Here is a 19,471-nt window from a genome sequence, read left to right on the forward strand (position 1 = left end):
AAAAACTTCCTCATCGTCAGGGCTGTTGCTACACTTGTATAGAAATTCGGGCGGCGGGAGAGCAAAAAAGTTTGGACGTTAGTTGTGGAGCCAATCTCAAATCATTCTAGCTGGAAGAACTCGCGCTTTCGGGGGACAACTCGGACTGCGATTGGCTCCTGTAAAATCGCTGGCTAACTCCTAAAATTACTTGTTTCATTACCCAATACAAACCAGCAATTACTAAAAAGGTTACAGCCATTACTAAAACCGGACGCTTGCCAATCAAATCGTTCATTACGGTGTTAACCAGCGCATCGGGGTTAGTCAGAATGTCCCAACTGTTGAAGCGGATAAATCGCCCTAAATAAATGCCGATCGCCGAAAGTGCGTGTATAGTTATCTCCGTTGCCAGGATAAATTTACTCCAACCCTGTTGCTTCAAATAGTAACCCAAATTCATCACCGACAGCACGTAAGCCCCAAACCCGATCAGCATAAACGCCAGATACTGCGGGATCAAAGCTAGAGTCACAGTCCACACCGAGTTCCCCTCTTTAATCTGCTCGATCAGGTGAATGATATCAGTTAAAACGTAGGGCGCATTGGGCAAAAATGCGATAAACCAGAAAAAACCGCCCCACCAGCGGAGAGAGCGAACTCCGCGCTGCCGCAGTACCCAGATGTCTAAAGCCATCAGCGCCAGGGTAATCGCGATCGCCCCCAAAAGGTAAGTTTTGCCCACATCTTGCACAATGTGCTTCAGATAGTTCAAAACATGGCGCGTGCTGGGCAAAAAAGTAGCGCCTAGGAGAAAGGCAGTACCCCACAGCAGCCAGCGCGATCGGGGTTTGCGGAACAGCCAAAAACTCAGGCCCAGCGGTACTAAACTCAAAAACAAATTCCAAGACATCCAGCGGACATTGTGTCCCATTGCTTCGAGCGCTTCCAGGATTAATCCCATCATGTCAATTTTTATACACTTAAAGGTTTGATGCAGCACCGCTTCCTTAGCAGCTTCAATCTATTTTAGTCGTTAATTTGTAGGGTGCCTCAGCTTATCGCTCCGCCCCTGAAAATCAACAACTGCTGACGCACCCTACCACTGTGGAGTCAATCTAAAATCTAAAATCTAAAATCTAAAATCGACTGACGCATCCTAGTCTTTATACACTTTGTGGATCGGAATCTCAATCTGAAAAGTCGTTCCGCATCCTATGGACGAAATGCACTCAATCTTCCCCTTGTGCTTTTCCACGACAATCGAGTGGGCGATAGACATTCCCAACCCCGTACCTTTTCCCACAGCTTTTGTAGTAAAAAACGGGTTAAAAATTCGATCGACTATCCCCTGCGGAATGCCCGTACCGTTATCGGAAATTTCCACCATCACAGTGTTCTTCGCCGTTACACCAGTGCAAATAGCAATCCGACCGCTTTTTGTCTCAGCTTCCGGAAGCGATAACTTTTGATATCGTTCTTCAATAGCATCAATTCCATTAGCAATAATATTCATAAACACCTGATTCAGTTGGCTCGCATAGCACTCTACCGGCGGCAGTTTCCCGAACTTCTTAATTACTTCAATTTCCGGGCGGCTGTCCCGACTCTTCAAGCGGTGCTGCAAAATTAACAAAGTGCTTTCAATTCCCGCGTGAATATCGACCGGCTTCATTGCCGATTCGTCCAGTCGCGAGAAGTTTCTGAGGGACAACACAATTTGCCGGATGCGCTCGGTTCCTACCTGCATTGAACCCACAACTTTTCTTAAATCCTCCGCCATGAAATCTAAATCAATCTCTTGAACGCGAGCGACAATTTTTGCATTAGGTTCTGGATACTCCTGTTCGTAAAGAGTCACCAGATCGAGCAACTGTTTTGTATACTGTTTGAGATAATCAATGTTAGCGTGAATGAAGTTAACGGGATTATTAATTTCGTGAGCGATTCCGGCAACTAATTGCCCCAAAGAAGACATTTTTTCTGTTTGAATGAGCTGAGTTTGAGTAGATCGCAATTCCAGCAGCGCTGACTCTAAATCTCGAGCTTTTTCTCTTTCTCGTTCCTCGCTTTGCCGCAGTGCTTCCTCTGCTTGCTTGCGAGTCGTAATATCCTGGGAAACTCCAATTATTACCTTAGCCTGACCGTCCGCATTCCTACTAAAAATAGTATCCCGACTTTGCAGCCACATAATTTGACCGTCTGCTGCCCGTATCCGGTACTCAATTTCCCTAGTTTCGCCATCTTCAATTCCTGCAAAGCTCGCGTGATGTTTCACAATTTTAGGGAAATCTTCAGGGTGTATTAACTGAGGCATGAGTGACGAATCCATCGCTGTAATTTCGTCGCTGGTATAGCCCAAAAGCGCGAACATTGAAGTATTAGTGTAGATATTTCGCTGTTCTTCCAAGTCGTAGAGATACAAAATACCGGGAGTAGCATCGGCTACTTTTTGAATGAACTGCTGGCTTTCTTGCAAAGCTAACTCAGCTTGTTTGCGAGCAGTAATATCAATGCTGATACCGTCCCAAAGAATATCGCCGTTTTCTTTCGCTTCGGGACGGGAAATCACCTGAAACCATCTAATTTTTCCAGAGGGCAAAATTAGCCTTCCTTCCCACTGCCAAGGTTGCAGATTTTTGGCAGAAATCGCAACGGACTCGTGATAATTTTGGCTGTCGTCGGGATGAACTAAATCTACTAACAAATCAGAATTTTGCTGAATTGCTGCGGGTTCTAATTCAAACATTTCTCGGCAAGCATCACTCACGTAAGGAAAATTTACAGAGTTATCTGGTCGCAATAAACATTGATAAATCATCCCCGGCAAATTAGCTGCTAGTTTCTGAAATCTGCTCTCGCTTTCCGTCAATTCTTTCTCTGCTTCCTGGCGTTCGGTAATTTCTGTTTGCAACTGCTTAAAAGCTTTGCTCAATTCCGATGTCCGCTCTATCACTCTATTTTCTAAGTCTTCATTCAAGTTTTTCAGATTTTCTTCTGCTTGTTTGCGCTCGATCGCAATTCCTGCTAAACTTCTTGCCACTTCTATGAGTTCCCACTCAAAGTCTTGGGGAGTGTGTGGCTCAGAATAATACATCCCCACAGTTCCCAGGACTTGATTTTGAGATGATAAAATAGGAGTAGACCAGCAAGCTTTTAGTCCATATTTTAAAGCTAAATCTCTATAATTTTCCCACAAAGGATCGCTGGCAATATCTGTAACTATCACCTGTTCGCGACGGTAGACAGCAGTACCGCAGGAACCGACATTCGGGCCGATCGCTATTCCATGAATAGCAGTATTGTAACTCTCAGGTAAACTCGGTGCGACTTCGTGCAGCAGGTGTTTTCCGTCTTTATCTAAAAGCAAAATCGAACCCCTTACATTTTTATATTGCTGTTCTATAACTTTAATTAAAGCAGTTAAAGTATCCTCCAAAGGAGCGCTTTTAGCAATCATTTCTAATACTTGTTTTTGACCTATATGCCACTTTTCAGTATGCTTTCGCTCCGTAATATCGCGGGCAACCCACAGAACCGTGTTTTCTTTCAGTGGCGAAATGGTAGCGGCAAACCACTTTTGTACGCTGGCAATTTCCAGGTGATATTCAAAAGTACAGGTTTGATTTGTAGCGAGGGCGGTGCGAATTTGCTCCAGAAAAAAATCTGCCATTTCTGGATGGAATAAATCGCTGATTTTTTGACCGGCATATTCCGCCGTCGGCTTGTATAATAATTCGGGATTTGTCGGGGCAACTTTCAGGAACCGTCCCTCAATATCGAGTTCAAAAATTACGTCGTTCATGGCAGCGAACAAAGCTCTAAGTTCCGATTCAGAAGCTTGCAGGGCAATTTCAGCTTGTTTGCGATCGCTAATATCCGTCCCGATACAAAGCAGTCCTGCCAAATTTCCCTTCGCATCTAGTAAAGGTTTATTTGTCCACGCTATCCACACCCTTTCTCCATTGCTGCGGATGTTTTCATTTTCGTTTTGGAAGTATTTTTCCGGCTGTGCCAAAAAGTCTCTAATCATTGCCGCGAGGTCACTTTCTGATAAATCTGTTTTCGGTATAATTGTGCCGATCGCACTTTTGCCGATGATTTCTGCTTCTAAATACCCGAAAAAAGCTTCAGCAAACTCGTTAAAAAAAGTAATCTTGCCTTCACTGTCTAACTGCACAATCATGCTGTTAGCATTCTCAACGAGTTGCCTGTACTTAGCTTCGCTCGAACGCAGTTTCGCACGGCCGTACACCCAGCTAAAAACCGCTACCCCGCTCAAAAGTGCCAGCAACTCGCCTCCAAAAAGCAGCAACCCCCGAAACGGCGAATTCGCAGGCCATCCCCCCGCCGGAATTGCTGCCAACTGCCAGTAACCGTTGGGCAAAGTCACTTCCAGAATCACGGGATTGTCCTGAAAAATTGACCCGTTACCGAAAAACACTGCGCCGGATGCTCCCTTCCCGTCTTTGCCCCGCAGAGCGTATTGCAGCTTCGCTGAAGAGTCGTTGAGTCCTGCTTCCTCAATCAGGGAATTTTTGTCTACGATCAGGCCTGTCAAGCCCCAGTAAACTCCTGTTTCGGGCTCGGCACCCGAGGGTGTGAGAAAAATCGGCGATCGGCTGATGAACGTCTCGTCCCCCTCCAATAATTTCACGGGCCCGGCAAGCAAAGTTTTTCTGGTGTTAATGACATCTTCGACCATTTGCCGCTGTTCGGGTAGCGCCGTCAAGTCAACGCCGATCACCCCTTCATTTCCCTCTCGCGGATAAATGTAAGCGACCGTCGTGCCTTTAACTAAAGTTATGGCGCGAATGCCGGCTTGCTGTGCCATCAGAATTCTCGCCGTCGCTGCAAACTCGGCTTCGGTGATGTTTGGGTTATTGGAAAGGTAAGCCCCCAAACCCCGCATCAAAAACAGCCGGGAATTCAAAGAGCCTTCCAGCTTAGAACGGACTGTGCTGAGCCGATCGAGGGTGCTAGCGCGGTTGTACTGAAAAAACCGCCGCTGTTCCGATCGATCTAAAATCCCAACTCCGACCAAAATTGCTATTGATGCCGAAATAGCTGCTAAATACGGTGAAATTTGGAATTTTTTAACCTTAAAGTATTCCATCTGCCGGGGGTTAAGGTATTTTTTTAGGTCTTTAGATAGATTTAGTTTAGTTTGATTTCTCTAAGCAAATCCAAGATTTCGGGGATACCGGACTTTTCGCAAGCTAGCGCGAGTTTTGGGTCTTCTAGGACGCCCGCCGAACGTGGGCGAGCGGCTTGCCTCTAATCATATATTCTGTGAACAAAGTTTTAAATCTCAAATCGACTGACCGAAAGTAATGTGGTCATAAGCCCCCGGATTCATTCCTTCGCAGGCTCAGGACGGATCAATCTAAAATCTAAAATCTAAAATCTAAAATTGGTTGACTCGCCATTTATCGGGTAGGGTGCGCGTGCCCCACCGCTGTGGTACGGCAGCGCGCACCCGAAATACGGGAGTTATTAGCTAAAATAGGGTTAGCAATATTTTTTTCAGCGCTACGGCTAATCATTCATAGGGGCAATTTGATGCAAGAACAGTTGATGGAAGCGATCGCACCTTACCGCGATCGCGTGGATTATCTGGAAGTTCGCCTCGAACAAAGCGAGTCAACTGCGATTAGTTTTCGCGGCCCTCAGTTAGATGCTGTCAACCGGAGTTTCAGTCTCGCAGGCGGCATCCGCGCCTGTCACAAAGGCGGCTGGAGTTTTGTAACTTTTAACGGTTTAGCTGAGTTAAAAGACCGCATTGAAGAAGCTGTCGTTCAGTCTCGTTTGGTTGGCAGCGAAAAAACTTTACTAGCAGATGTCACCCCGATTCAAGATTATGTAGCGGTGGAATTGGGCCGCGACCCGCGCTCTATTACTCTAGCCGAAAAGCGGAAATTGCTCGAATCTTACAACCAGTTGCTGTTAGATTACGACCCGCGAATTCAGACGACAATGGCCGGTTACAGCGACAGATTCGGGATTACTTATTTTGTGAATTCTCAAGGTACTTGCATCGCTCAAGAGCGCTTGGACGTGACGGGCCGTTTCGGAGCGATCGCCCGCGGCGAGGGCGGTGTCGTCCGCCAAGGGTTTGAGTCGATTCACTCGCGATCGGATTACGATGTATTGACAAATATTGAAGATCGTGTTAAAAGTGCTGCCGTTCGAGCTGTGGGCCAACTAGAGGCAAAATCGGTGAAAGGCGGTCAGTATCCGGTGATTTTAGACCCTTATTTGTCGGGGGTGTTTATTCACGAAGCTTTCGGTCATTTGTCGGAAGCTGACGGCATTTACGAAAACCAGAAAATGCAGGAATTGCTGACTTTGGGCAAGCCTGTGGCGATCGAACAATTGAATGTAATTGACGACGCAACTGTGCCGGGATTGCCGGGAACTTTGAAATACGACGACGAAGGCGTGCCGGCTCAGTGCAAGCATTTAATTAAAAATGGAGTTTTAGCGGCTCGGATGCACAATCGCGAGACTGCGGGCAAAATGGGCGAAAGTCCGACGGGAAATGCCCGGGCTCTGAGCGCTACTTTTATGCCTTTGGTGCGGATGACTAATACTGCGATCGAGTCTGGCGAACATTCTTTTGACGAAATGGTTGCCGACATTGACGAAGGAGTTTATGCAGTGCGGATGTTGGGAGGACAAACCAACGGCGAAATGTTTACCTTTGCCGCGGCTCAAGGGTTTATGATTCGCGACGGCAAATTGGCGGAACCGGTCAGCGATGTCACTTTAAGCGGCAATGTATTTCAGACTTTAAAGGATATTGAGTCGATAGGAAACGACTCGGTTTATGCCTACGGCGGTTGCGGTAAAGGCGGCCAGAGCGGTTTGCCCGTAAGTGTCGGCGGCCCCCATTTGCGGATTAAAAATGTTGTAGTCGGAGGAAGATAATCGTTAGTCATTAGTCATTAATTATTAGTTCAAAACTTGCAACTGGCACGTGGTGAAGGCGCCCTCACGCCTCACCATGTGCCAGTCCGGGACACTGATATCATGTCCGATCGATTGACCGCGATTAAAGGTAGGGGCGGGTTTACAGGTTTTCCCGTTTATATTCAATATCTTGGCGAGGGGAACCCCTACAGGAATCATGGTTAATTGAACCGACATGATATTACGAGTTATAACCGCTACAACTGCACCTACAACCCTTGCAAGTTAGGAGAGGAGGCGATAGGACGGTGTAAAACTAAATACTGAGTTACTGACAACTTCACTGGAACTTAGACATCTTAGTTTGCAGCGACCCGCAAGTGATTAACATCGTTAATCAAGGTAACGATTCGCTGTCTCCAATCTTGCCCGGTATTTTTAGCTCGTAACTGTGTCCTTGATGCTATCCAATCTTGGATTAATTGCTCCTCCGCCTCCTCATCTCCTTGATCCACTCCCATAAAGCGCAGAAAATAAGGAATGTCCCACTCGATCATGTGAGTCCACACATCGTAGGGAGCTACCGTCCAATCCACCTGCCAAACCTCTTTTAAAAGCTTGAGGAAGATTTTTTCTTCAGGGAATCGACCCTCTTTCTCTATTTCAGCTTCTATTGCCGCAACTAACTTTTGTGTATCCATGACAACCTGTCCAAACATAGTTTTCGTTTACGTTGTGTTTATATCGTACATTTGTAACCCTGAACATTAAAAATTGTAAATTTTTATATCCTAATATAATCACTCTTATTACCGACTGGGAAAAATTCCGCGAGGCAAGCTAAGAAGCATGGGGATAAAACCGAAGTGGAGATGGCAAAACTTTGGGACTATGGCATTAGCGATCGCACTATTTCACGGGCGTCGAAAAAAATTGGCTTGTGATCAAAAAAAAGACCTATGGCATTCCAAGAGCGGGATGAAGCCAAGCGGCAAGCTTTTTTAGCCGAGTTGTCTGCCCTATTCCCGGACAAGATTGTTTATCTTGACGAATCACCGAATGGATAACCGAGACCAGTTTGATTGTGCGAGTGAATGAACGAGGGCAACGCTTCCATGCACTCAAATCTTTCTCGACGGGAGGGTCGGGTGAATACGATACCGAATGCCCCATGGCAGCAAAACTTGATAGCCCCTTTTACGGTCGTCGGTGCGTGTAATCGAACAGTGTTTGAAACGAAAGCTGGAAAGTTGTTTGGTTCCGGTACTAAAAGCAGGACAGGTGGTGGTGATGGATAATGCCGCGTTCCATAAAGGGGGGAGGATTGAGCAACTGATTCAAAATGCCGGGTGTAAACTGCTGTACCTACCACCCTATTCACGCCTACCTCAACAAAATTGACAATTGTTGGTCAAGGCTCAAGAGTCAGATTCGCCAACACCTCATATTATGTCCGGTCGATTCCCTCCGCTTCGCTTCGCCCGAAATCAGGTAGTGGCGGGTAAACCTGCCAATATCTGCCAATAATTGACAATCTCAAAAACCCGCCCGGCCGGGATATTACGGTCAATCGACCGGACATGATATGACAAGTTGACAGTTGATAAAGGACTCACAATCTACTATCGAGGGCTTCAGCTAGGTCGTTCGGTGTTTGGGAGACTTCAGACATTGCAGAGAAATTGGGGAAGTGCGATCGCGATTATAGACTTTACCAGATTTTCCCCTGATTTTTTGTTTAATTCCCCTTAAGTTTCCTTCATCTCTATTCGATTATTCTGCCTAATGGGAATCTCAATCACAAATTCTGCACCCCGCTCTGTTGGCTGTGATAAACACTTCAAATCTCCGCCGTGCTTCTCCACCACAATCTGATAGCTAATAGATAATCCCAAACCAGTGCCTTGACCCACAGGTTTAGTTGTGAAGAAAGGACTAAATAGATGGGTTCTTACCTCGCTTGTTATCCCCAGCCCATTGTCTTTCACACTGATTCTTACCCAATCCTGATTCAGCATAGAAGTACGAATCGTAATCGTACTTGGGTCGTTTTTAATTTGCTCCGGGCTGCGTTTTTTATCATACTGATTCAAGGCATCAATGGCATTGCTCAGCAAATTCATAAATACCTGATTCAACTGACCCACATAACATTCTATTTTCGGCAAATCTCCGTATTCTTGAATAATTTGAATAGGTGGACAATCCGGCTTAGGCTTGAGCCGGCTCTGCAAAATGACTACACTGCTGTCGATGCCCTCGTGAATATTAACGGGTTTCATCTCAGCTTCGTCAATGCGGGAGAAGTTCCGCAACGTCAGCACAATCTGACGGATACGTTCAGCCCCTACTTTCATCGAAGATAGCATTTTAGGCAGATCTTCTCTGATAAATTCTAGCTCTATGTTTTGAATTAAAGCTTCGATTTCAGGGTGATGATGGGCATCGTACTGTTCGTAAAGGTTGATTAAATCCAATAGCTTCTGAGTATACTCATTGACATAAGTTAAATTGCCATAAATAAAATTAACAGGATTATTAATTTCGTGGGCAACACCAGCAACTAACTGTCCTAAGCTAGACATTTTCTCAGTCTGAATAAGCTGAGATTGGGTGCGCTGTAATTTTTGCATTGCGACTTCTAGTTGGATAGCTTTTTCTCGCTCTCGCACTTCCGACTGCCGCAATTTCTCCTCTCTTTCTTGGCGGGAGCGCTCGTTTTCCTTTAACTGTTGCACGTGGCACAATGTTTTGTTAATTGTAATTTCTAAATCATTAAAATCTATAGGCTTAGTCAAAAAATCAAAGGCCCCACCGTTCATCGCCTTTCTAATATTTCCCAAGTCGCCATAAGCAGATATAACTACTGTTTTGACCATAGTAACTAGCTCGTTAAGTTTCGCTAGCAAAGCCATACCATCCATGACTGGCATATTAATGTCTGTCAGTACAATATCTATATCCGGCTGTTCTAGCAACTTGGAAAGCGCTTCTACGCCATTATGTGCAAAAAAAACTTCGTATTCTCCTGTGCGGATCTTTTTTCTAAATTTTTGGGCAATTAAAGATTCTAAATCGGGTTCGTCATCCACAAATAATATTTTAGCTGGCATATTGCGAACCCTTTCGGTTGTAGACGACATTTTTTATCCTTTGATTAATTAAATTACCCGAATAATATTTATATACTTTAAGTTCTATTATAGATTATGGCAGGAGTAATGAAAAGGCTTATTTATACAATTGCAAACCGGACGGCTGTAATAAGCTCTCTCGTTTGGTAGAGGCCGATCGATCAGCTCAAATCAAGTTCAGCCTTAGTTTGTCTGATTGGAATTTCAATCGAGAACTCCGCTCCCTCCCCCATCTCTGAAACACACTTCAATGCGCCCCCATGCTTTTCCACTATAATTTGGTAGCTGATATAGAGACCCAAACCAGTACCCTGACCTACAGGCTTAGTAGTAAAAAAAGGTTCATAAATACGGTCTTTCACGTCTGCGGTCATTCCCCGCCCATTGTCCCCAATTTGAATGACGACACGGGAGTTTTCCTCTAGCAGAACAGTGCGAATAGTAAGGGCGAGTTGGCGAGCGAAGATGTCATCTAGTGACCGTTGTTTATTGTACTCATTCAAAGCATCGATCGCATTAGAAAGAATGTTAATAAACACCTGGTTTAGTTCTCCAGCATAGCATTCCACTAAAGGCAGATTGCTGTACTCCTCGATCACTTGAATCTCTGGACGCGCTGTCGTTGTTTGAAGTCGATTATTCAAAATCAGCAGGCTGTTTTCGATCCCTTCGTGAATATCAACAGACTTTATGTTAGCTTCATCGAGCCTCGAAAAGTTGCGTAAAGACAAAACAATCTTGTGAATACGGTCAACACCACATTTCATCGAAGCCAGAATTTGGGATAAATCTGCTATCATAAATTCTAAATCTATGGCTTCGATTTCAGTTTGAAGCTCAGAACTGGGAGGGGTGTACTGCTGCTGATAGAGATGCAGCAGGTGTAGTAGGTTTTGGATATAATCACTGACGTGGCTAATATTGCCAGAGATAAAGTTAGCGGGGTTGTTAATTTCATGAGCAATCCCCGCAACCAGTTGACCCAAAGAAGACATTTTTGCAGTCTGAATCAGTTGAGCTTGGGTCTTTTTTAGCTCTTGCAGACTTTGTTGTAAATCCTGAGCTTGTTCTCTAGCGCGAGCTTCTGATTGCCGCAAGCGCTGGTTTTCTTTTAGCTGTTGCACGTCGCGCAGCGTTTTGTTGATGGTAATTTCTAAATCCAGAAAATCTATCGGTTTAGTCAGAAAATCAAAGGCACCGAAGTTCATCGCATTTCTTATATTTTTCATGTCGCCATAGGCTGATATAACTATTGTTTTCAGGGGGATATCTATCTGATTAAGTCTAGAGAGTAAAGTCAGGCCATCCATTTCAGGCATATTAAGATCCGTCACTACCATATCTAGATCCGGGTGTTCTTTCAATTTTTCCAGGGCTTCTACGCCATTATGAGCAAAAAACAACTGCCATCCTGCCGTGCGGATATTTTTTTTAAATTTTTGGCAAATCAGAAATTCTAAATCAAGCTCGTCATCCACAAATAGTATTTTAATTGGCATATTTATCTCCTAGAAGTTTTGTGCATGCAAGTTGTTTGATTTTTATTCCTAAGCTAATTGTGGCTCCTCCATATTGTGAATATTTTTTCTTTTAATTCGTCAAAGTTAACGGGCTTAGTAATATAGCCATCAGCTCCATAGTCCATAGCGGTTTGGTAATTTCTCTCATCTCCATAAGCGGTAATCATAAAAACTTTTAGATCGAGAAATTTTTCTTTGATCAGCTTCAGCAGTTCTAGCCCATTCATACCAGGCATATTAATATCGGATAAAATCAAGACAATAGACGCTTTTTCCTGGGTTTCTAAGTAGTTTAAAGCTACCTCTGCCGACAGGGCAAAATAAAAATAAATTTGCCCTGATTTGATTTCTTTTCTAAATTTTTGCTTGAACAATGACTGAATATCTTCCTCGTCGTCTACAACCATTACTTTCATTTTTTAAACTCCTTAACTTCGGCTATTTTTTTGGGCAATGTGATTATAAACTCTGTGTAATTTCCTACTTCTGTTTCGGCTTTTAGTTCTCCGCGATGTTGCTGGACGACAACATCGTGACTGATAGAAAGACCTAGACCAGTACCTTCTGCGGGTGGCTTTGTAGTAAAAAAGGGATTGAAAATTTTATCGAGTACCTCTGGCGTTATACCTGCGCCATTATCGCGAATGCGGATTTCAATCCGATCGTCCAGATTTCGAGTTTTCACGTCAAGTATAGGTGAAAATCCTTCCCCCATTTCTTGTTTCTTTTTATGGGCTGCATAGCAAGCATTGCTAATAATGTTAAGAAAAACCCTACCTATGTCTTGTGGCACAACATCTACTTTGCCAATGTCATTGTCATAGTCGGTTTCTATGGTAATGTTAAAAGTAGTTTCCTTAGCTCGCATCCCGTGATAGGCTAGATTGATATATTCGGCCAATAAACTATTGATATCTGTGGCTTCCCAATGGCCGCTTTGTCCCCTTGAATGCAAAAGCATGTTGCCAACGATTTTGTCGGCTCTTTGACCGTGTTGATGAATTTTTTTAAGATTTTCTTTGAGATCGGTTAATAGCTCGGCAATATATTCATTGGTTTCCGGCTCTAACCTTTCTCCTAGATTTCCCAATTCTTCAAACAGTTCTTCTGTTAATTCAGCAGAAAGTTCTGAGAAATTGTTGACAAAGTTTAATGGATTTCTGATTTCGTGGGCAATCCCTGCTGTTAAACTGCCCAGAGAAGCTAATTTTTCTTGGACAACTATCTGAGTTTGCATCGCTCTGAGATTTTCTTCGATCCGCTGGCGCTCTTCAATTTCATTCTGCAATTGCTCTACAGTATGGGTGAGTTCAGATGTACGCTCCTCGACTTTGATTTCTAGTTCCTCATTAGCTTTTTGCAGTGCTTCCTGGGCTTGCTTGCGATCGGTGATATCGCGGACGATCGCAACATATTGTTGCAGATCCTGATTGGAAAGGGAAGCGTCTTGAGAGAATCGATCGGAGATGGCAACTTCCAGAATACGCGAGTCTCCATTGGACAACTTGAGAGTTTGTTCGCTGCGACTGAGCCAGTCTTCTGGCTGAGTCTCTAATTCGGGTAATAATTTGTTCAGGTGAGATCCAATTAGCCTAGTAGAATTGATTCCGAAGACGCTTTCAGCAGCAGGATTAGTCTGACGAATTACACCTTTTTCATCCAGCACTACGATCGCATCTAGGGCAATGGTAAAAAGCTGTTCTGCTCCCTCTCGTGCCTCGTCCATTGAGACGACTTGGGGTAAACTCGTCCAGCAGGCAACGGCCACCCCAACAAAAGCAACTAACAAAACCAGCACTACTAATAGATTCAATCCAACACTAGAGTTAGCATATAATCTGATGCCAAAAATCCAGCCGACAGCGACGGCGCTGACAATCAGCAAGATCAAAATTACAACCTGAAATGCCACAAAATCTGGCATTTTGCTCTGGCTTCTGTTGCGGTAAAGCCGAATCCACCACGACGGATGGAAGGGGGCAAAGGCAATGCGACTTATCCCTGCATCTACTGCCAAAATGGCAAGGGGAAAACACAACCCAATGATAAAGTCTTGCCAGCCCCAAGCCAAGCCTCCGACTACCAGCACCACCACATCTACTATGAAGAAGGCCAGCGACCACCAAGGCCACCGAACTTCTGGACTACCCCGCCGCAGCCACAGTGATAGATGGAATAGTGTCAGGCACACAACCAAGCCAACATTAGTAATCGCCACAAGCCGAGGGACATTTCCCCAAGCTAGACAGATTAAACTCAGAACCAAAACTAAGACAAGCCCAAATCCAAATACACCGCGTCGGGATACAACTGCGAATGTTGGCGAAATATGTCCATCGACGGCAAGTTGGTACAACATCCGGGGGCAGTTGGAAACTATGGTCGCGCAACTCAGAAGACAGCTAGCGACCACCAGAAACGTGACGAGGGAGGGAACCCCGGGCCCCCACAATACCTGACAGGCAGCTAATAAATTCAAGAATACGTCATCTTTCAGACCAGGATCGGTGGCCAAGCGCATCAGTACCCAAGCGCCTCCTAAAATCACAGGCAGCATCCCCAGTGCGGAAATTTTGAGAAACTGCAAGGTTTTAGTAGGGTGGCGGCTATCCGCTACGAAACTGGCGGCGGAGTCACAGCAGTAGAAGATGTATGTACCAAAGTAAAACCACTTAGCCCAGTCAATAAAGGTGAATGGCGGCCAAGTTGCGGGGAAAAATCCGGGACTGTTTGGGGAAAAAGCTAACCAGAATAGACCATAAATGGAAAAAACGGATAATACGCCGACTGTCGGCAACACAAAAAAGGCGTGCAGAATACTTAAGGCGCGAGTGCCGCTGAAGGTCAAAATGAAGGGTAGGAGCGTGAAGGTAATATTTAGTAAAGTTTCTGGACAGCTAAAACCTAAACTATTGAGGTTGACTTTGATTAGCTGCGTCAGTACGATCGCAGAAATTGGCAGTGTTGCTACCCAGCTTAAAAAGTATCCGATCGCTGCATAGCTTCCCAGACCCGGATAATTTTTCAGCAGTCGGGCGGTATAGTTGGGCGTTCCCCCAGCCATGTCTGGGAAATACTCACCGATGCGTTTTACCTGTAGGTTGAGCATCATACCCATGATGATACCGGGCAACCAAACGAAAATGGCGCTAGGCCCGATCGCTGCTTGGATGGCTGTGGCGATAGTAAACCAATTGGCGTGACCGGTGAGTCCAAAGCCCGATGTTTCCACCGCACTCAAGCTTCGAGGCAGGCGCATGAGCGATCGGCTATTAAGATTTTCTCTTGGGAAAAGCTGAGTTGGTTCTGAGTGGTAGCCGTTTTCCGGCTGGTGTCGGATGCCTATCGCCATCAATTTTACCTATTATTTTTTAGATGTTGCAATCGCTACCCCGATGTTCAGCTTTAGAGAGTTCAACTTTTTTTTGTTTTGTTAAGTATTTTTGCTACTCTTAAATTTTGGCAAAGCTGCCTTTCCCAGTCAACCATGAAAAGCTATCTCAATCCATCTTCAATATTACATTTTATTTCTGACTTCTGGCTTTTGCTAATTTCGCGTTATTTTAGCTATGCCCTTAAGGGCTTCGGCTAAGTCGTTGGGTGTTTAGGGACTTCCGGTATTACAAAGAAATTGAAAAAATGCGATCGCGAGCTAGATTTTACCAGGCTTTACCCTGATTTTTTGTTTAACTCCCCTTAATTCGCTTTCATCTCTACCCGATCGCTCTGCCTAGTGGGAATCTCGATCGCAAATTCTGTACCCCGATCTGGCTGCGATAAACACCTCCAATCTCCGCCGTGCTTATCCACCACAATCTGATAGCTGATGGAGCATCCCCAGCCAGTGCCTTCACCCACAGGTTTAGTTGTAAAGAAAGGACTAAACAGTCGCTTTCTTACCTCGCTCGTCATCCCGCCCCACGATCTTTTACACTGATTCTTACCCGAATTTTTGAACAATAACTGAATACCTTCCTCGTCGTCTACAACCATTACTTTCATTTTTTTTACTCCTTGATTTCTGCTGTTTTTTTCGGCAATGTAATTATAAACTCTGTGTAATTTCCTACTTCTGTTTCGACTTTTAGTTCTCCGCGATGTTGCTGGACGACAACATCGTGACTGATAGAAAGACCTAGACCAGTACCTTCTGCTGGTGGCTTTGTCGTAAAAAATGGATTGAAAATTTTATCGAGTACCTCTGGCTTTATACCTGCGCCATTATCGCGAATGCGGATTTCAATCCGACCTTCCAGATTTCGAGTTTTCACGTCAAGTATAGGTGAAAATTCTGACCCCATTTCTTGTTGCTTTTTATGGGCTGCATAGCAAGCATTGCTAATAATGTTAAGAAACACCCTACCTATGTCTTGTGGCACGACCTCTACTCGGCCAATGTCATTGTCATAGTCGGTTTCTATGGTAATGTTAAAAGCAGTTTCTTTAGCTCGCATCCCGTGATAAGCTAGATTGATATATTCGGCCAATAAACTATTGATATCTGTGGCTTCCCAATGACCGCTTTGTCCTCTCGAATGCAACAGCATATTGCCCACGATTTTGTCAGCTCTTTGACCGTGTTGATGAATTTTTTTAAGATTTCCTTTGAGATCGGTTAATAGCTCGGCAATATATTCATTGGTTTCTGGCTCTAACCGTTCTCCTTGATTTTCTAATTCTTCAAACAGTTCTTCGGTTAATTCAGCAGAAAGTTCTGAGAAATTGTTGACAAAGTTTAAAGGGTTCCTGATTTCGTGGGCAATTCCGGCTGTTAAACTACCCAGAGAAGCTAGTTTTTCTTGGACAACAATCTGATTTTGCATAGCTCTGAGATTTTCTTCGATCCGCTGGCGCTGTAGAATTTCATTCTGCAATTGCTCTACAGTGTGGGTGAGTTCAGAGGTACGCTCCTCGACTTTGATTTCTAGTTCCTCATTAGCTTTTTGCAGTGCTTCTTGGGCTTGCTTGCGATCGGTGATATCGCGGACGATCGCCACATATTCTTGCAGATCCTGATTGTTTGTCGAAGCGCTTTGAGAGAATCGGTCTGAGATGGCAACTTCTAGAATGCGCGAGTCGCGATCGGATTGGTTGAGAGTTTGTTCGCTGCGACTGAGCCACTCTTCTGGCTGAGCCCCTAATCCGGGTAATAATTTGTTCAGGTAAGACCCAATTAGCCTATTAGAATTGATTCCGAAGACGTTTTCAGCAGCGGGATTAGTCTGACGAATTACACCTTTTTCATCCAGCACTACGATCGCATCTAGGGCAATGGTAAATAGCTGTTCTGCTCCCTCTCGTGCTTCATCCATTGAGACGACTTGGGGTAAACTCGTCCAGCAGGCGATCGCCACCGCCACAAAAGCAACTAACAAAAGCAGCGCCAGCAAAAGATTAGAACCAACACTAGAGTTAGCGTTTAATCTGATCCCAGAACCCCAACCGATCGCCACAGCGCTACAGACCAGTAAAATCAGGATTACCACCTGAAACGTTACAAAATCTGCGACCAGGCGATTGCTCTGCGTCCTGTAAAGTTTAATCCACCACTCCGCATGGAAGGGGGGAAAGTTTAGGCGTCGCATCGCCCCATCCGCTGCCCACAAGACGATCGGACACAGTAGACCCAGGATGAAATCTTCCCACCCCCAAGCCAATCCGCCACAAACCAAAACAACCGTCTCTATCATAAAGAAGCCTAGAGACCACCACGGCCACAGAACCTCTCGCCGCTTTCTTTGCAGCCACAGTGCTAGATGGACTGCCATAATCGAGACAAGGTAACCAACACCTGCCACGACGACTATATGAGCTAAGTCCCCCCAAATTAGAAAGAACAGGCTTACGAATAGTGTAGCCATCAGGGCAGGGCCAAAAACGCCCCGTCGGGACACCACAGCGAAGACGGGGGAAATCTTTCCGTCTACGGCAAGTTGATACAAAATGCGGGGACTGATGGAAATGCAAGTTGCCGAAGAAAGCAGCCAGCCGGAGATCACTAGGAATGTTACGAGCAGGGGAGCTGAATCGCCCCAGAAAGCTCGGGCTGCTACTATGAGACTGGAGAAAGGATCGGCGGCGATCTCTGGAGTGATGGGCGATCGCATGATAATCCAGGAAACCCCCAGAAAGGCCAGAGGCATAAAACCCGTGGCGATTCTCAAAAACCGCAGCGTTTCCCCTGGACGACGGCTATCAGCCACAAATGAGGCAGCCGTTTCACAGGCATAAATGATATATGTTGCAAAAAAATACCATTTTACCCAGTCCACAAAGCTGACGCTCGGCAGGGTGGTGGGAAAAAAGCCCGGACTGTTTGGAGAGAAAGCTAACCAGCCTAACCCTTGAACAGAAAAAGTAAATAAGAATCCAATCGCTGGGACAATAAAAAATAAATGTAGGATGCTTAACGCCCTAGTGCCGCTCAAAGCCACAATCAAGGGTAGTAATGTAAATCCAATTTGCAATAACCGCTTTGAAAAAGTAATCCCTAATGGTTCGAAGTTGGTGGCGATCGTGTCTGTGAGCAGGATGGCGTTGAACGCCCCACCAGCAGCCCAGCCAATGTAATATCCGAGGGCTGCATAAAGTCCCAGAGCCGGGTAGTTTTTCAGCAGACGAGTGGTATAATTGGGCGTTCCTCCGGCTATGTCTGGCCAATGCTCGCCTAAGCGTTTCATTTGCAAGTTCAGCATCATGCCGACGAGCATTCCAGGCAAGCAGACTAAAAACGCCCCAGTTCCGAGAGCACCTTGGATCGCCGGGGCAAGGCTCAGCCAACCGAGATGAGAAACCAGGCTAAAGCCCCAGGTTTCAATAGAACTCAGGCTTCTCTGGAGGCGCATGGGCGATCGCCTATTGAGATTGTCTCTTGGGGAAGGCTGAGCTGGTTCTGAGTGGTAGCCGTTTTCCGGCTGGTGTCGGATGTCTGTCGCCATCAGTTTTACCTATTATGTTGGGGATTTTGCTGTCGCAACCCTGATGTTCAGCTTTCTAGTTTTTAACTTTTTCCGTTAAGCATTTTTGCTAGTCTTAAATTTTGGGAAAGCTGCTTTTTTCAGTCAACCATTAAAATCTATCTCAATCCGTCTTCAATATTACCAGCACTTACGCAACTGTCACAGCTCGGTGTAGTTAGAGTCGATAGAGGCGTTGCCACCTCTACCTCTCCTTCAGAACGGAACGTGATACTTTCGCATCATTCCGCTCCTTGATAATTCCATCCTTGTTATGGATACGATTCAAGACACGCTATAGGATTTTGACACTTTCTTTAGAGTGTATTGACCCATCTGTTACTGTCTTTGCGTCGTGGCAGTGTTTATGCAGAAGTTGTAGGTTGTCATAGGTGTTTTTTCCACCTAACGAAGTCGGCTTAATATGGTCAACTTCTACAATGTCTGTACTGGTAAAGTACAAACCACAGTGAGAACAAATACCCTTTTGACGCTTGATTAAGGATGCAACTCTGTTAGGAGTTTCTGGGTATTCACCTCTACGCTTGCTCCAGTAAGTCCAGTTTCCATCAAACGGACTAGCAACACCCTTTACTTTGATATGCCTTACGATTGGCGTATCTGAGTGCTGTGTTAGTTTTATTCCGTCCTCGGTACTAAAACACCAATTGCGGTCGCCTACTGTTCGCCAGTATTTATCCTTATTGATGTTCCCTTTTCCCCTCGTTCTTGCCCAAGCTCTTAATTTATCGTAGGCTAAATGGTCAGCCCTTGAGAAGGTTTCCTTACTTACAACTGTCGAGTAATAGTTTGACCATCCCCTAATAATTGGGTTCAGCTTGCTAATTAGGGCAGCTTGAGGGGCGGTTTTATGGGTATCTATTACTTCGGCAGGTAGTAGTGCATAGTAATGGTAAACTTGAGGTCAGAACCTTGAAGAATTTCAGTCAAGTCGATGAATTGTCCTAAG

The 19,471-nt window shown here is 45.1% G+C and carries 12 protein-coding genes; 2 read left to right on the forward strand and 10 right to left on the reverse strand.

The annotated features are described in order from the left end of the window. Window positions 1-106: 106 nt before the first annotated feature. Both QUB30_RS12850 and QUB30_RS12855 read right to left on the reverse strand, forming a co-directional pair. A complete protein-coding gene (locus tag QUB30_RS12850; RefSeq protein ID WP_333333724.1) occupies window positions 107-946 on the reverse strand; it encodes a DUF1361 domain-containing protein in 840 nt (279 codons plus the stop codon). 192 nt (window positions 947-1,138) lie between these two features. After that, complete coding sequence (locus QUB30_RS12855) at window positions 1,139-5,095, reverse strand: PAS domain S-box protein (protein WP_333333726.1); 3,957 nt, start codon at window positions 5,093-5,095, stop codon at window positions 1,139-1,141. Window positions 5,096-5,541: 446 nt separating this feature from the next. On the opposite strand from QUB30_RS12855, the gene QUB30_RS12860 reads away from it, so the two are divergent. Beyond that, window positions 5,542-6,909 (forward strand): TldD/PmbA family protein, encoded by a 1,368-nt coding sequence (locus QUB30_RS12860; protein WP_333333728.1) that lies wholly within the window; start codon window positions 5,542-5,544, stop codon window positions 6,907-6,909. 341 nt (window positions 6,910-7,250) lie between these two features. Here QUB30_RS12860 and QUB30_RS12865 read toward each other — a convergent pair whose 3' ends face one another. Continuing rightward, window positions 7,251-7,592 (reverse strand): hypothetical protein, encoded by a 342-nt coding sequence (locus tag QUB30_RS12865; RefSeq protein WP_333333730.1) that lies wholly within the window; start codon window positions 7,590-7,592, stop codon window positions 7,251-7,253. Between the two features lie 508 nt (window positions 7,593-8,100). Between QUB30_RS12865 and QUB30_RS33840 the strand changes: the two genes are divergently transcribed. Then, entirely contained in the window at window positions 8,101-8,292 is a 192-nt protein-coding gene (locus QUB30_RS33840) for a transposase (protein WP_445300491.1), read from the forward strand. A 347-nt stretch (window positions 8,293-8,639) separates the two neighbouring features. On the opposite strand, the gene QUB30_RS12870 is transcribed toward QUB30_RS33840, so the two are convergent. The 7 genes from QUB30_RS12870 to QUB30_RS12900 all read right to left on the reverse strand — a co-directional run bounded on the left by QUB30_RS12870 (window position 8,640) and on the right by QUB30_RS12900 (window position 19,384). Further along, window positions 8,640-10,004, reverse strand: coding sequence for an ATP-binding protein (locus tag QUB30_RS12870; RefSeq protein WP_333333748.1), 1,365 nt, complete (start codon window positions 10,002-10,004; stop codon window positions 8,640-8,642). Window positions 10,005-10,186: 182 nt separating this feature from the next. Continuing rightward, complete coding sequence (locus tag QUB30_RS12875) at window positions 10,187-11,524, reverse strand: response regulator (RefSeq protein WP_333333732.1); 1,338 nt, start codon at window positions 11,522-11,524, stop codon at window positions 10,187-10,189. Between the two features lie 53 nt (window positions 11,525-11,577). Continuing rightward, window positions 11,578-11,961, reverse strand: a complete 384-nt coding sequence (locus QUB30_RS12880) for a response regulator (RefSeq protein ID WP_333333735.1) — start codon at window positions 11,959-11,961, stop codon at window positions 11,578-11,580. After that, the gene (locus QUB30_RS12885; protein ID WP_333333737.1) at window positions 11,958-14,897 is read right to left on the reverse strand and encodes an ATP-binding protein; all 2,940 of its coding nucleotides are present in this window, start codon (window positions 14,895-14,897) and stop codon (window positions 11,958-11,960) included. Before QUB30_RS12885 ends, QUB30_RS12880 begins: the two co-directional genes overlap by 4 nt. 344 nt (window positions 14,898-15,241) lie before the next feature. Continuing rightward, window positions 15,242-15,547 (reverse strand): ATP-binding protein, encoded by a 306-nt coding sequence (locus QUB30_RS12890; protein WP_333333739.1) that lies wholly within the window; start codon window positions 15,545-15,547, stop codon window positions 15,242-15,244. A gap of 5 nt (window positions 15,548-15,552) precedes the next feature. Then, window positions 15,553-18,483, reverse strand: coding sequence for an ATP-binding protein (locus tag QUB30_RS12895; protein ID WP_333333741.1), 2,931 nt, complete (start codon window positions 18,481-18,483; stop codon window positions 15,553-15,555). Between the two features lie 313 nt (window positions 18,484-18,796). Further along, window positions 18,797-19,384: a group II intron maturase-specific domain-containing protein gene (locus QUB30_RS12900; RefSeq protein ID WP_333333750.1), complete on the reverse strand. Its 588-nt coding sequence runs from the start codon at window positions 19,382-19,384 to the stop codon at window positions 18,797-18,799. Window positions 19,385-19,471 lie beyond the last annotated feature (87 nt).

The organism is Microcoleus sp. BROC3 (genome assembly GCF_036702515.1).
GTDB lineage: Bacteria > Cyanobacteriota > Cyanobacteriia > Cyanobacteriales > Microcoleaceae > Microcoleus.

Excerpts from the sequence above, each read along its gene's own strand:
- QUB30_RS12850 (WP_333333724.1), bottom strand. The coding sequence starts at position 946 with ATGATGGGATTAATCCTGGAAGCGCTCGAAGCAATGGGACACAATGTC.
- QUB30_RS12855 (WP_333333726.1), bottom strand. The coding sequence starts at position 5,095 with ATGGAATACTTTAAGGTTAAAAAATTCCAAATTTCACCGTATTTAGCA.
- QUB30_RS12860 (WP_333333728.1), top strand. The coding sequence starts at position 5,542 with ATGCAAGAACAGTTGATGGAAGCGATCGCACCTTACCGCGATCGCGTG.
- QUB30_RS12865 (WP_333333730.1), bottom strand. The coding sequence starts at position 7,592 with ATGGATACACAAAAGTTAGTTGCGGCAATAGAAGCTGAAATAGAGAAA.
- QUB30_RS12870 (WP_333333748.1), bottom strand. The coding sequence starts at position 10,004 with ATGCCAGCTAAAATATTATTTGTGGATGACGAACCCGATTTAGAATCT.
- QUB30_RS12875 (WP_333333732.1), bottom strand. The coding sequence starts at position 11,524 with ATGCCAATTAAAATACTATTTGTGGATGACGAGCTTGATTTAGAATTT.
- QUB30_RS12880 (WP_333333735.1), bottom strand. The coding sequence starts at position 11,961 with ATGAAAGTAATGGTTGTAGACGACGAGGAAGATATTCAGTCATTGTTC.
- QUB30_RS12885 (WP_333333737.1), bottom strand. The coding sequence starts at position 14,897 with ATGGCGATAGGCATCCGACACCAGCCGGAAAACGGCTACCACTCAGAA.
- QUB30_RS12890 (WP_333333739.1), bottom strand. The coding sequence starts at position 15,547 with ATGAAAGTAATGGTTGTAGACGACGAGGAAGGTATTCAGTTATTGTTC.
- QUB30_RS12895 (WP_333333741.1), bottom strand. The coding sequence starts at position 18,483 with ATGGCGACAGACATCCGACACCAGCCGGAAAACGGCTACCACTCAGAA.